The sequence below is a fragment of the Clostridium sp. KNHs214 genome (assembly GCF_000744935.1).
Taxonomy (GTDB): domain Bacteria; phylum Bacillota; class Clostridia; order Clostridiales; family Clostridiaceae; genus Haloimpatiens.
Genome location: NZ_JQMW01000011.1, coordinates 780,880 through 793,631, shown reverse-complemented (window position 1 = coordinate 793,631; position 12,752 = coordinate 780,880). Strand labels below are relative to the sequence as shown.

Genomic DNA, 12,752 nt, shown 5'->3' with positions numbered 1-12,752 from the left:
AGATGATTTTTAGTGAAGATTATTTTATTAGGCCCTCCTGGAGCTGGTAAGGGAACACAGGCTAAGTCAATAAGTCAGAAGTATTCTATACCACATATATCAACAGGAGATATTTTCAGAAAAAATATTTCTGAAAAAACACCTTTGGGTGTTAAGGCTAAAGAATATATGGATAAAGGTTTGCTAGTACCTGACGAGTTAACTATAGATTTAGTTAAAGATAGATTATCACAAGAGGATTGTAAAAATGGATTTCTTCTTGATGGTTTTCCAAGGACAGTTAAGCAAGCAGAGGCTTTAGATAAATTCATTAATGATAAAGGTGAAAAAATAGACACTGCATTGTTAATTGAAGTGCCACGAGAACTTATTTTAGAAAGAATGACTGGTAGAAGAGTTTGTCCATCATGTGGAGCAAGTTATCACATTAAGTTCAACCCTCCGAAAAATGAAGGTAAATGTGGTATTTGTGGAGCAGATCTAATTCAAAGGAAAGACGACAATGAAGCGACAGTAAAAGATAGATTAGATGTATATGATAAACAAACTCAACCATTAATATCATATTATAAATCCCAAAACGTATTGTCAGTTGTTGATGGTACTTTAGCGATAGATAAAGTATTTGAAGACGTATGTTCAGTATTGGGAGAGCGATAAATAAATGATTATAATTAAAAACAATTCAGAAATTGAATATATGAGACGGGCAGGTAAAGTTGTAGGAGATACGCTTGCAATACTTGAAGACGTAGTAAAACCTGGAATAACTACTAAAGATTTGGACAGAATAGCAGAAGACTACATAAGTAAGCAAGGTGCTAAACCATCTTTTAAGGGTTATTACGGTTTTCCAGCCTCATTATGTACTTCTATTAATGAAGAAGTAGTTCATGGAATTCCTTCTGATAGAGTTCTTCAGGAGGGAGACATAATAAGTGTGGATTGTGGTGCTATTTTAAATAATTATCATGGTGATGCAGCCAGAACATTTGCTGTAGGAAATATCTCTGACGATGCCAAGAAATTAATACAGGTAACTAGGGAATGCTTTTTCAAAGGAGTAGAATATGCAAAGGTTGGGAATAGATTAACAGATATATCTCATTCTATTCAGTTATATGCAGAAAGCTTTGGATATTCTGTTGTTAGAGAATATGTAGGTCACGGTATAGGTCGTGAAATGCATGAAGATCCTGAAGTTCCTAATTATGGACGGGAAGGAAGAGGACCAAAGCTTACACATGGTATGATGTTAGCCATAGAACCTATGATAAATTTAGGTGAATATCATGTAGAGACTACGCCAAATGGCTGGACAGTAGTAACTGTGGATGGAAAACTATCTGCACATTATGAAAATACAGTTGCTATTTTAGATGAAGGTCCTGAAATATTAACTTTAAGTTAATAGAGGTGAAAGATTTGGATAGTAAAAGTTTTATTGGTCGAGTAGTTATTTCCAAAGCAGGTAGAGATGCAGATAGAAAGTTTATAATAGTTGATGTAATAAATCATCAATATGTAAACATATGTGATGGGGATCTGAGAAAAATCGAAAATCCTAAAAAAAAGAAAATAAAACATCTGAATTTAACTAACACTTTTGCAGGAGAAATAACTCAGTTATTAGCAAATGGTGATAAGGTTAGTAATTCAAAAATAAAAAAGTTTCTACAGTCCATTGATGATAATGAGGAGGTTTGATTACCTTATGTCAAAACAAGATGTTATAGAAATGCAAGGTACGGTTTTAGAAGCTTTACCTAATGCAATGTTTGAAGTTGAACTTGAAAGTGGTCACAAAATATTGGCTCATATATCAGGTAAACTAAGAATGAATTTTATAAGAATATTGCCAGGTGATAAAGTTACAGTGGAACTTTCCCCATACGATTTGACTCGTGGGAGAATTACTTGGAGGGCAAAGTAAGTAAGGAGGGTTAGTAATGAAAGTAAGACCATCTGTTAAACCAATTTGTGAAAAGTGCAAGGTTATAAAGAGAAAAGGTAGAGTAATGGTTATTTGTGAAAATCCAAAACATAAGCAAAAACAAGGTTAGTAATAACTTTAAAATAAATATATAATAAATATTACGAAGTAATAGAAAGTCATTAATCTTAGGAGGTGTAAAATTAGATGGCAAGAATAGCAGGAATTGACCTACCAAGAGATAAAAGAGTTGAAATAGGTCTAACATACATTTATGGAATCGGTCTTTCAACTTCACAAAAAATACTTGCATCAACAGGTGTAAATTCTGATACAAGAGTTAAGGATTTAAGTGAAGAAGAAGTAAATGCTTTAAGAGATTATATAAACAAGAATATAACTGTTGAAGGTGACTTAAGAAGAGAAGTAGCTTTAAACATTAAGAGATTAATGGAAATAGGAAGTTACAGAGGAATAAGACATAGAAAAGGTCTTCCAGTAAGGGGACAAAAAACTAAGACAAATGCTAGAACAAGAAAAGGTCCAAAAAAGGGAGCAGGTAGCAAGAGAAAATAATAAGTAAGGAGGGACGAAACGGATGGCAGCTCAAAAAGTTAAAAGAAGTAGAAGAAAAAAAGAAAGAAAAAACATTGAGCACGGTTGTGCACATATAAAATCAACTTTCAACAACTCAATTGTTACAATAACAGATGCAGTTGGAAATGCACTTTCATGGTCAAGTGCAGGTGGATTAGGATTTAGAGGATCAAGAAAGAGTACACCATTTGCAGCTCAAATGGCAGCAGAAACTGCAGCTAAAGTAGCAATGGAACACGGATTAAAGAGTATTGAAGTATACGTAAAAGGACCAGGTTCAGGAAGAGAAGCTGCAATAAGATCACTTCAAGCAGCTGGTTTAGAGATATCTTTAATAAAAGATGTTACTCCAATACCACATAACGGATGTAGACCACCAAAAAGAAGAAGAGTGTAATTATAGCAGTAATAGGAGGTGTAATTTAATGGCAAGATATACTGGAGCTTCTTGCAAGCTTTGCAGAAGAGAAGGAATGAAGTTATTCTTAAAATCAGATAAATGTTATACAGATAAGTGTCCATTCACTAAAAGAAGCTATGCGCCAGGACAGCATGGACAAAGTAGAAAGAAATTATCTAACTATGGAGTTCAATTAAGAGAGAAACAAAAGGCAAAGAGAATCTATGGTGTTTTAGAAAGCCAATTCAGAATTACATATGAAAAGGCTGAAAGAATGAGAGGAATCACTGGTGAAAACTTACTAGTAATCCTTGAAAGTAGATTAGACAACGTAGTATATAGATTAGGTTTTGCGGGCTCAAGAAAAGAAGCTAGACTTTTAGTTACTCATGGACATTTCTTAGTTAATGGCAAGAAAGTAGATATTCCATCATACATAGTATCAGCTAATGATGTTATATCTGTACGTGAGAAGAGCAAAGGAACTGAAAAATTCAAGACTTTTGCTGAAAACCCAAAAACTTTACCAAAATGGTTAGAAGCTAATGCTGAAAAACTAGAAGGAAAAGTTGTTGCTATTCCATCAAGAGAAGACATTGATGTACCAGTAAATGAAACATTAATCGTTGAGTTATACAGCAAATAATAGGTTGTAAATGCGTGTAAAATCAGTTGCCCTCAATATAAGGTCGTTATTAAAAGAAAAAGGAGGGTTTATCTAGTGTTAGAGATAGAAAAGCCAAAAATAGAGTGCGTGGAAATTTCTGAAGATAATATCTATGGTAAATTTGTTGTAGAGCCATTAGAAAGAGGTTATGGTATTACACTTGGCAATTCCTTAAGGAGAATACTTTTATCTTCCTTACCAGGAGTTGCTGCTACCTCAGTTAAAATTGATGAGGTTCTACATGAGTTTTCCACAGTTAAAGGAGTAAAAGAAGATGTTACTGAGCTAATCTTAAATATAAAGGGATTAGCTTTCAAGATGACAGGAGATGGACCGAAGACAGTTTATATTGATGCTAAAGGACCAGGTGTGGTTACTGGTGATGATATTATTACTGATGGTTCAGTAGAAGTAATTAACAAAGATCTATACATTGCAACTTTAGATGAAAATGGAAGATTGCATATGGAGATAAATGTTGATAGGGGAAGAGGCTATGTGTCTCAAAATAAAAACAAATCATTAGATTTACCTATAGCAACTATTCCTGTTGATTCAATATATACTCCTGTAAAAAGAGTTAATTACACTGTAGAAAACACAAGAGTAGGCCAAATTACAGACTACGATAAGTTAACTATAGAGTTGTGGACTAATGGTACTATAAGACCAGAGGAAGCAATAAGTCTTTCAGCCAAAATACTTATAGAACACTTTAAATTATTCATGTCATTAACAGATCATGCTGATGACATGGAGATAATGGTTGAAAAAGAAGAAGATAAAAAAGAAAAAGTTCTTGAAATGACTATAGAAGAGCTTGATTTATCTGTAAGAAGTTATAACTGCTTGAAGAGAGCAGGTATAAATACAGTGCAAGAGTTAACTGAAAGAACCATGGATGATATGATGAAAGTTAGAAATCTAGGTAAAAAGTCATTAGAGGAAGTTCAGAAGAAATTAGACGATTTAGGCTTGAAATTAAAACAGAGCGAAGAGTAAGGAGGTAAAGACATGGCAGGATATCGCAAGTTGGGACGTCCAACTGATCATAGAAGAGCAATGCTAAGAAACTTAGTTACTAGCTTATTAAAGAGCGAAAAGATAGAAACAACTGAAACAAGAGCTAAAGAAACTAAAAAACTAGCAGAAAAAATGATAACTCTAGCTAAAAGAGGAGATCTACATGCTAGAAGACAAGTAGCTACTTTTGTACAAGAAAAAGAAGTAGTAGAAAAGTTATTCAGTGATATCGCACCAAAGTATGCTGAAAGAAATGGTGGATACACAAGAATATACAAAGTAGGACCAAGAAGAGGAGACGCTGCAGAAGTAGTAATTCTAGAGCTAGTTTAATATAAAATAAGGGATTAAGTTTCTTAATGCTTAGTCCCTCTTTTGCTATATAAGGGAATAGTTACATATGCAAATAAGTAGATAAGCTCTAATGATAAGGAGTCATGAAATGGAAGCTAATATGATTGAATGTAAAAATTTAACTTTTGAGTATTCTGCAAGTAGTGATGAAAATATAAAAAAGCTAGCTATAAATGGAGTGAATTTAAATATAAAAGAGGGCGAGTTCTTAGTTGTTTTAGGCCATAATGGTTCAGGAAAATCCACATTAGCAAAGCATATGAATGCATTGTTATTACCTACTAGTGGTAAAGTGTATGTAAATGGTATGGACACAAAAGATGAAGATTTTTTGTGGAAAATAAGAAATACTGCAGGAATGGTTTTTCAAAATCCAGACAATCAATTAGTAGCCACTATTGTGGAAGACGATGTGGCTTTTGGTCCAGAAAATATAGGAATAAAACCGGAAGAGATAAGAAAAAGAGTTGAAGAGTCGCTAAAAAAAGTAGATATGTATGATTATAGAAATCATGCACCACATCTTTTATCTGGTGGTCAAAAGCAGAGAGTTGCTATAGCAGGTATATTAGCTATGAGTCCAAAGTGTATAATATTTGACGAACCTACTGCTATGTTAGACCCATCAGGAAGAAAAGAAGTTGTAAATACAATAAAGGATATAAATAAAAATTATGGAATAACAATAGTATTAATAACGCATTATATGGAAGAAGCAGTAGAAGCAGATAGAGTAATTATAATGGATGAAGGAAGAGTAATAAAAGAAGGTACTCCAGTCCAAATTTTTAGTGATGTTTCTACCATGAAAAGAGTGGGACTTGATGTTCCTCAAGTAACAGAATTAGCTTATGAATTGAAAAAGAGTGGCATAAACATAGACACTAATATATTAACGATAAATGAGATGGTGAGTAGATTATGTCAATTAAAATAGAGAATTTAATGCACATATATATGCCTAATAGCCCTTTTGAAAAGAAGGCATTAGATGATGTTTCATTAGAAATAAATGATGGTGAATTTGTAGCTTTAATTGGTCATACAGGTTCAGGAAAGTCAACTTTGGTTCAGCATATAAATGGACTTTTAAAACCGTCTAGTGGAAAAATAATAGTAGATGGTACGGATATAGCAAGTAAGGATGTTAAATTAAGTCTTATAAGAAAAAAAGTGGGGCTTGTATTTCAATATCCTGAATATCAACTTTTTGAAGAAACTATTGAAAAGGATATTGCCTTTGGGCCAAAGAATTTAAAGCTAGATGAAAAGGAAATAGAAAACAGAGTAAAAAGAGCCATGAAAATGGTAGGATTAGATTATGAAACGTATAGAAATAAGTCTCCATTCGAATTGAGTGGCGGACAAAAAAGAAGAGTGGCTATAGCTGGAGTTGTGGCTATGGAGCCTAAAGTTCTTATATTGGACGAACCAACAGCCGGATTAGATCCAAAAGGTAGAGAAGAAATTCTTGGCCAAATAATTGCTCTTCACAAGGAATACAAAATGACAATAATTTTAGTATCTCACAGTATGGAAGATGTAGCTAAAGTTGCAGAGAGAATTATTGTTATGCACAAAGGTAAAAATATACTAGATGGAAAACCAAATGAAGTTTTTAAAAATGTAGAAGTATTAGAAAAGGTTGGATTAGCAGCTCCACAAATAACTTATTTAATGCTAAAGCTTAGAGAAAAGGGTATGGATGTATCAGATGAAGTCTTTACTATAGATCAAGCTAAAAGAGAAATTCTTAGAGTACTGAGAGGTGCTGAAAATGATTAAGGATATCAGTATAGGACAATACATACCTGGGGAATCTTTTGTGCATAAACTGGACCCAAGAGTAAAAATCTTAATATCTTTTATATTTATAATAGATTTATTTATAGTAAAAAACTTTAAAGGATATATATTTGTAGTTGCTTTTATATTTGGGGCTATAATTATATCTAAAATATCCTTTAATTATATATACAAAAGCATAAAACCAATTTTTATACTTTTATTGATTACTGCAATATTAAATGTGTTCATGACCAGGGGTTCTGGGGAGCCTTTATTTGCATGGAAATTTATAAAGATTTATAGTGAAGGATTGAGATTGGCTGCTTTTATGATAATAAGGCTAGTACTTTTAATAATAGGTACATCATTACTAACTTTAACTACTTCACCCATACAGCTTACGGATGGAATAGAAAAATTATTAAATCCCTTTAAAAAATTAGGCTTACCTGCCCATGAATTAGCTATGATGATGACTATAGCTCTTAGATTTATCCCTACACTTATAGATGAAACCGATAAAATAATGAAGGCTCAAATGGCAAGAGGCGCTGATTTTGAATCAGGAGGAATAATTGATAAGGCAAAAAATCTTATACCACTTTTAGTACCTTTATTCATAAGTTCTTTTAGAAGAGCAGATGAGCTGGCTATGGCTATGGAAGCTAGATGCTATAGAGGCGGAGAAGGTAGGACTAGAATGAAACAACTAAAACTTACTTATAGAGATTCTGTAGCATCTGTAGTTACTGGTGTTTTGGTTATTATATCTGTATGGAGTAGATTTTGGTAATGAAAAATATCAAAATTAAGATAGAATATGATGGAACAAATTATTTTGGATGGCAAGTGCAAAAGGATAGAACAACGGTGGAGGGAACTTTAGAAGAGGCTATAGCTTCTTTAACTAAAGAAAAAATAAAGTTGATAGGTTGTAGTAGAACAGATACAGGAGTTCATGCAAAAGCATATGTGGCTAACTTTTTTACAAATAGCACAGTACCGTCTGAAAAGTTTAGGGAAGCGTTAAATGCTAAGTTACCTAAGGATATAGTTATATTAGAATCTAAAGAAGTTTCAGAGGATTTTCATGCTAGATATAAGAGTAAGGGAAAAAAGTATATCTATACTATATATAATAGAAAACAACCTTGTGCCATCTATAGAAATTATATGTATAGTTTTTCTAAAGAATTGCAGCTAGATAAAATGGAACAGGCATGTAAATATATAGTAGGAACTCATGACTTTTCAGCCTTTAAAACAAAAGGCAGTTCAGTAAAAACTTCTATAAGAAATATAAATGAATTATATATTAATCGGGAAGAAAATATAATTAAAATAGCTGTTTCAGCAGATGGGTTTTTATACAATATGGTTAGAATAATAGTAGGAACTTTATTGGAGGTTGGAACAGGAAAGATTGAGCCGGAATATGTGAAAAAAATAATAGATAGTAAAGATAGAACAAAAGCAGGAAAAGTCGTACCAGCTTGTGGATTATGTCTTGAAGAAGTTTTTTATTAAAAATTATTTATAGAGCATATAGTCGTTGACACGCCCGGGAGAATGTATTATAATATAAGAAGTTTGTATTGCATATAAGATCCACTAGCCCCGGATCTTCATGATAGAACGAAATACAACAAGAAGACTTTTTAGGGAGGGAAAATGATGAAATCATATATTGCAAAACCGCAAGAAGTTGAAAGAAAATGGTATGTAATAGATGTAGCAGGAAAACCACTAGGTAGAGCTGCTAGCCAAATAGCATCAATATTAAGAGGAAAAAATAAACCTACATATACTCCTAATGTTGATACAGGAGATTATGTAATAGTTTTAAACGCTGACAAGATTCTTTTAACAGGAAAGAAACTTGAGCAAAAAATGTTAAGACACCATTCATTATATCCAGGTGGATTAAAGGAAATACCATACAAAGATGCAATAGCTAAAAAACCAGAATTTGTTTTTCAAGAAGCTGTTAGAAGAATGCTTCCAAGCGGTCCATTAGGTCGTCAAATGCTAACTAAATTAAAAGTATACAGAGGCGAAGAGCACGATAATCAAGCTCAAAAACCAGAAGTATTAGAATTAAGATACTAATTGGAAGCGGAAGGAGGATATGAAATGGCTAAGGTTCAATATCAGGGAACAGGAAGAAGAAAAAAATCAATAGCAAGAGTTATACTTGTACCAGGAGAAGGTAAAGTAACTGTAAATAAAAGAGACATGGATGATTACTTTGGATTAGATACTTTAAAATTTATAGTAAACCAACCACTAGTATTAACTGGAACAAAAGAAAAATATGATGTATTAGTTAATGTACATGGTGGTGGATTTACAGGTCAAGCTGGAGCAATAAGACATGGTATATCAAGAGCTTTGGTAAAAGTTGATGAAAACTTGAAACCAGAACTTAAGAAAGCTGGATTCATAACAAGAGACCCAAGAATGAAAGAAAGAAAGAAATATGGTCTTAAAAAAGCAAGAAGAGCTCCACAATTCTCAAAGAGATAAAAAGCGGTCAACGCATTTATCAAGAAAAGCCCGATTTTACAAGGATTACAGACGTTGTGGAATGTTGTCAAACGCACTGGAAATTACTCCGTGTGCAACACGTTTGCAACAGGTGTGCAACAAAAACATTAGAAATAATAGTAGGACATTTTTCAGTGAAGCGATTTGCTGGAAAGTGTCCTTTTCTTTTTGATAGGACTTTCCTTTCCGTTCTCGTTATATCTTATTAATCGCATCGACTAGCTCCTTAATATCAAAGTGAGTATAAACTTTCTCTGTCAGTGTCATTGCCCCAGAGTGCCCTACAATCTTTTTGATAATCGTCTGATCTACACCAGCTTCCGCTAACATAGATATACAGGTATGTCTACAACAGTGAGGTGTACGGTCAATCTTTAGCTGTTCCATCAAAGGCTGGAAGTAGCTGTCATAATAATTCCTGTACTTAAAGTGCTTACCATCTTCCGTATGAAGCAGGTATTCGCAATCAGGTAAAGAATCAAACCATGACTGATAGAAAGGAAGGACTTTATCGGCTATTGGTACTTTACGGATACCATTCTCTGTCTTACTACTGATTACATCAAAGTATTGCTCATCTAGATGAACATTCTCCTTCTTCAAGTCCAATAATTCAGAAATTCGAACTCCGTTATACAAGAGCATAAGGATAATCTGATAATACTTGTCCTCTTTCTGTTCCCATATTCGGGTAATTTCTTCTTTGTCAAATTTGTTACGGTCATACTTGTTTGGATTACGGTCTTTGTATTGAAGAATATCCACAAAAGAAGAATAATCCTTGTTGCAAATATCGTTTTTCAATGCGAAGTCATACAGCTGATTAAAGAGGACTTTTATCTTCTTTAAGGTTGGAAAATTCTTTCCACAGGTATCAATAACTTCTTGCAAGTCAACCAGTTTCAAATCTTTAAATACTTTGTTGTAAAGTGAACTGCAAGCCTTATAGGAGGCAATATAACCCTTTACATTGGATTCTGATACAGATGCATATTTTCGCTTTGACCATTCTTCGTAAACATCGGAAAAGGTCATCTTAGCAGCTTTAAGATCAAAAGGATTCTTGTTATAATCGGCAAGCATCTGTAGTCCTTCTGCCTTGGTTGGGGCATATCCGATAATAATGTAATCTCTTACTTGTTTATCCTTCGCTTTGTCATAATGCCAACCAACGGATTTTTTGACAGCGTAAGGATTTCGGCGTTTTCCGGAAAGCTTTGTCACACTTCCGTAGCCATTTGGTAACTTCATTCGCACCATTCCTTTCGTATATTTATTTGTAAAATCTGCAATGCAGAATAATACCGTAGTAAAAATGGATATCACTAATCATGAATGACCTTGGTAACACTTGGTCTGATTGTCTTCCAAATATCATAATTGTCATTCGTCTGACTACCAGATTCCAATAATTCTTTCATAGCCTGCCAGTCTTTTAGAAACTGGATAAGGCTCTTATCTTCAAAGAAAATACCTGGTTCTCCATTCAAGTCTCTTAATTTCACATCAAATACTTCATCAATAGCAAATAGTAAAGGTAATACATCCCCATCTGCCTGTATATCAAATTCAGCAAGTGAATTGACATTTACATTGAGTGCATCTGCAATCTTACGTAACTGGTCTGGCTTTGGGGTGTTTTTACCTAATTCATATTTGCGGATAGCAACTTCATGAATCCCTGCTTTATCTCCCAACTCTTTTTGTGTTAATCCACGAAATGTACGGATTAACTTAATTTTTTTACCTGTAGTCATGATTGACCTCCATTCTGCCTGAATAGGCATTTTCGCAATGTCTGATACATATGTTCGAACTTTGCTACTATAGTAAGAATATAACATACTAAAATGAGAAAGTAAACATTAAATTTAAAACTATTGACAGAGCAATAAAAGGTCTGTATAATACACAACATAAACAGAGCAAGAAATGCTCTAATAGAATTACAGGGGGTGATATCTATGGCGGAAAAGATTTATCAAGTAGAACTTCCGCCATTTACCGGAAGGAATGTTCCAATCATAGAGATTGCGAAAGCGATTGGGAAAGATCCACAGTATGTCAGGGTAGGGTTACAACAGGGAATTCTGAATTTCGGATATGTTCTGAAACTAGAAGATTCCAAAGAATTTAACTACTACTGCCCAGATCGAAAGGTTTGGGAAGAGACAGGATACTTCAGACCGGTAGAAATGGCAGTGTAACCGTAGACAAAGGAAAGGAGGTGGTTGCCATGAGGGTGATAAAACAAAAAAGTCCTAACCGTGCAGGGTCAGGACTAGAAGATAATTGTAGCAGAGCTAACGATTATCTTATCTCACAAGTATGATTATATCATTAGCTCCTGCTACTGACAAACAGAACATTTGGACACATAACAGGAGGAAATAGCAATGAACGAAACAAAGACAGAATTAAAGTTAATCCATATGGAGGACGTGATATCAAAAGAAGTCAGTTGGCTATGGTATCCATATATTCCGTTTGGAAAGATTACCGTAATTGAAGGAGATCCGGGGGAGGGTAAGACAACCTTAATACTTAAGATCGCAGCACTACTAAGTAAGGGATTACCACTTCCCTGTACGGATGATGTTCCATATGAACCAATGTCGGTAATCTATCAGACAGCAGAGGATGGACTTGAGGATACGATAAAGCCGAGATTGGAACAGGCTGGAGCGGATTGTTCCAAAATCCGAGTCATTGATGAATCGGAAAAAGAGCTGACCATGAGTGATGAACGATTGGAGCAAGCAATCATTGAGACAAAGGCGAAGCTAATTATCCTAGATCCAATTCAGGCATATATCGGTGCAACGGTAGATATGCACAGAGCAAACGAAATCCGTCCAGTACTTAAAAGATTGGGAGCGATTGCAGACAAATATCAATGTGCCATTATTCTTATCGGTCACATGAACAAGGCATCGGGCACAAAATCAACGTACCGGGGACTTGGGTCAATTGATATTCAGGCAACTGCTAGAAGCGTCCTTCTAGTAGCAAGGCTTAAAGATAAACCAAACATCAGAATTATGGCACAAGATAAATCAAGTCTGGCACCAGCTGGAGATGCTATAGGATTTGAATTAGTAGAAGGTAATGGATTTGAGTGTATTGGAGCTTATGACATAACCGTAGATGAATTGCTAAGTGGACAGGAGGGGAGAGGGAAAAAGAAGTTCGATATAGCGATTTCTTTTATCACAGAGTATTTCAAGACCGTATCCGAAGTCTCTTCTAATCAGATTGAAGAAGATGCAGCTAGTCAGGGAATTAAACGGAATACCTTACTAGCAGCAAAGAAGAAATTGGGAATTATAGCAGATAAAAGAAAGCAGTCGGACGGTAAACAATATTGGATATGGAGTATGCCGAAGAAAAGAGTTTAACAGTCTATCTTCTAGGAAAAGCGGATTCTAAATTCTTGAAAAGAG

General features: G+C 34.3%; 20 protein-coding genes. 18 read left to right on the top strand and 2 right to left on the bottom strand.

The window, feature by feature from the left end; all coding sequences use genetic code 11:
* The first annotated feature begins 12 nt into the window (after nucleotides 1-12).
* The 16 genes from CC89_RS12250 (at nucleotide 13) to rpsI (ending at nucleotide 9,288) form a co-directional block, all read left to right on the top strand.
* Nucleotides 13-660 carry an adenylate kinase gene (locus tag CC89_RS12250; protein WP_035292503.1) on the top strand — a complete coding sequence of 216 codons (648 nt, stop codon included), beginning with the start codon at nucleotides 13-15 and terminating at the stop codon, nucleotides 658-660.
* 4 nt (nucleotides 661-664) lie between these two features.
* Nucleotides 665-1,411 (top strand): type I methionyl aminopeptidase, encoded by a 747-nt coding sequence (map, locus tag CC89_RS12245; protein ID WP_035292501.1) that lies wholly within the window; start codon nucleotides 665-667, stop codon nucleotides 1,409-1,411.
* Between the two features lie 14 nt (nucleotides 1,412-1,425).
* The gene (locus tag CC89_RS12240; RefSeq protein WP_035292499.1) at nucleotides 1,426-1,707 is read left to right on the top strand and encodes a KOW domain-containing RNA-binding protein; all 282 of its coding nucleotides are present in this window, start codon (nucleotides 1,426-1,428) and stop codon (nucleotides 1,705-1,707) included.
* 7 nt (nucleotides 1,708-1,714) lie between these two features.
* Nucleotides 1,715-1,933, top strand: a complete 219-nt coding sequence (infA, locus tag CC89_RS12235; protein ID WP_035292496.1) for a translation initiation factor IF-1 — start codon at nucleotides 1,715-1,717, stop codon at nucleotides 1,931-1,933.
* Nucleotides 1,934-1,949: 16 nt separating this feature from the next.
* Nucleotides 1,950-2,063 carry a 50S ribosomal protein L36 gene (rpmJ, locus tag CC89_RS12230; RefSeq protein ID WP_003373491.1) on the top strand — a complete coding sequence of 38 codons (114 nt, stop codon included), beginning with the start codon at nucleotides 1,950-1,952 and terminating at the stop codon, nucleotides 2,061-2,063.
* A 77-nt stretch (nucleotides 2,064-2,140) separates the two neighbouring features.
* Nucleotides 2,141-2,509, top strand: coding sequence for a 30S ribosomal protein S13 (rpsM, locus tag CC89_RS12225; RefSeq protein ID WP_035292494.1), 369 nt, complete (start codon nucleotides 2,141-2,143; stop codon nucleotides 2,507-2,509).
* Between the two features lie 22 nt (nucleotides 2,510-2,531).
* On the top strand, nucleotides 2,532-2,927 hold the full coding sequence (gene rpsK, locus CC89_RS12220) for a 30S ribosomal protein S11 (RefSeq protein ID WP_035292493.1): 396 nt from the start codon (nucleotides 2,532-2,534) through the stop codon (nucleotides 2,925-2,927).
* Nucleotides 2,928-2,955: 28 nt separating this feature from the next.
* A complete protein-coding gene (gene rpsD, locus CC89_RS12215) occupies nucleotides 2,956-3,576 on the top strand; it encodes a 30S ribosomal protein S4 (RefSeq protein ID WP_035292490.1) in 621 nt (206 codons plus the stop codon).
* A gap of 75 nt (nucleotides 3,577-3,651) precedes the next feature.
* A complete protein-coding gene (locus CC89_RS12210; RefSeq protein WP_035292488.1) occupies nucleotides 3,652-4,599 on the top strand; it encodes a DNA-directed RNA polymerase subunit alpha in 948 nt (315 codons plus the stop codon).
* Nucleotides 4,600-4,611: 12 nt separating this feature from the next.
* Nucleotides 4,612-4,953, top strand: coding sequence for a 50S ribosomal protein L17 (gene rplQ / locus CC89_RS12205; protein ID WP_035292485.1), 342 nt, complete (start codon nucleotides 4,612-4,614; stop codon nucleotides 4,951-4,953).
* A 109-nt stretch (nucleotides 4,954-5,062) separates the two neighbouring features.
* Nucleotides 5,063-5,911, top strand: a complete 849-nt coding sequence (locus CC89_RS12200; RefSeq protein WP_035292483.1) for an energy-coupling factor transporter ATPase — start codon at nucleotides 5,063-5,065, stop codon at nucleotides 5,909-5,911.
* Nucleotides 5,896-6,759 (top strand): energy-coupling factor transporter ATPase, encoded by an 864-nt coding sequence (locus CC89_RS12195; protein ID WP_035292481.1) that lies wholly within the window; start codon nucleotides 5,896-5,898, stop codon nucleotides 6,757-6,759. The genes CC89_RS12200 and CC89_RS12195 overlap by 16 nt, the downstream gene beginning before the upstream one ends.
* On the top strand, nucleotides 6,752-7,555 hold the full coding sequence (locus tag CC89_RS12190) for an energy-coupling factor transporter transmembrane component T family protein (RefSeq protein ID WP_035292478.1): 804 nt from the start codon (nucleotides 6,752-6,754) through the stop codon (nucleotides 7,553-7,555). Before CC89_RS12195 ends, CC89_RS12190 begins: the two co-directional genes overlap by 8 nt.
* Nucleotides 7,555-8,289: a tRNA pseudouridine(38-40) synthase TruA gene (truA, locus tag CC89_RS12185; protein ID WP_035292477.1), complete on the top strand. Its 735-nt coding sequence runs from the start codon at nucleotides 7,555-7,557 to the stop codon at nucleotides 8,287-8,289. The genes CC89_RS12190 and truA overlap by 1 nt, the downstream gene beginning before the upstream one ends.
* Before the next feature lie 147 nt (nucleotides 8,290-8,436).
* A complete protein-coding gene (rplM, locus tag CC89_RS12180; RefSeq protein WP_035292475.1) occupies nucleotides 8,437-8,871 on the top strand; it encodes a 50S ribosomal protein L13 in 435 nt (144 codons plus the stop codon).
* 24 nt (nucleotides 8,872-8,895) lie between these two features.
* Entirely contained in the window at nucleotides 8,896-9,288 is a 393-nt protein-coding gene (gene rpsI / locus CC89_RS12175; RefSeq protein ID WP_035292473.1) for a 30S ribosomal protein S9, read from the top strand.
* Nucleotides 9,289-9,504: 216 nt separating this feature from the next.
* Here rpsI and CC89_RS12170 read toward each other — a convergent pair whose 3' ends face one another.
* Both CC89_RS12170 and CC89_RS12165 read right to left on the bottom strand, forming a co-directional pair.
* Nucleotides 9,505-10,560 (bottom strand): tyrosine-type recombinase/integrase, encoded by a 1,056-nt coding sequence (locus CC89_RS12170; RefSeq protein ID WP_035292471.1) that lies wholly within the window; start codon nucleotides 10,558-10,560, stop codon nucleotides 9,505-9,507.
* A gap of 74 nt (nucleotides 10,561-10,634) precedes the next feature.
* On the bottom strand, nucleotides 10,635-11,066 hold the full coding sequence (locus CC89_RS12165; RefSeq protein WP_035292469.1) for a helix-turn-helix domain-containing protein: 432 nt from the start codon (nucleotides 11,064-11,066) through the stop codon (nucleotides 10,635-10,637).
* Nucleotides 11,067-11,273: 207 nt separating this feature from the next.
* Between CC89_RS12165 and CC89_RS12160 the strand changes: the two genes are divergently transcribed.
* Together CC89_RS12160 and CC89_RS12155 are read left to right on the top strand one after the other, a co-directional pair.
* Nucleotides 11,274-11,516 (top strand): hypothetical protein, encoded by a 243-nt coding sequence (locus CC89_RS12160; RefSeq protein WP_035292468.1) that lies wholly within the window; start codon nucleotides 11,274-11,276, stop codon nucleotides 11,514-11,516.
* A gap of 189 nt (nucleotides 11,517-11,705) precedes the next feature.
* Nucleotides 11,706-12,707: an AAA family ATPase gene (locus tag CC89_RS12155; RefSeq protein WP_035292467.1), complete on the top strand. Its 1,002-nt coding sequence runs from the start codon at nucleotides 11,706-11,708 to the stop codon at nucleotides 12,705-12,707.
* Nucleotides 12,708-12,752: the final 45 nt, after the last annotated feature.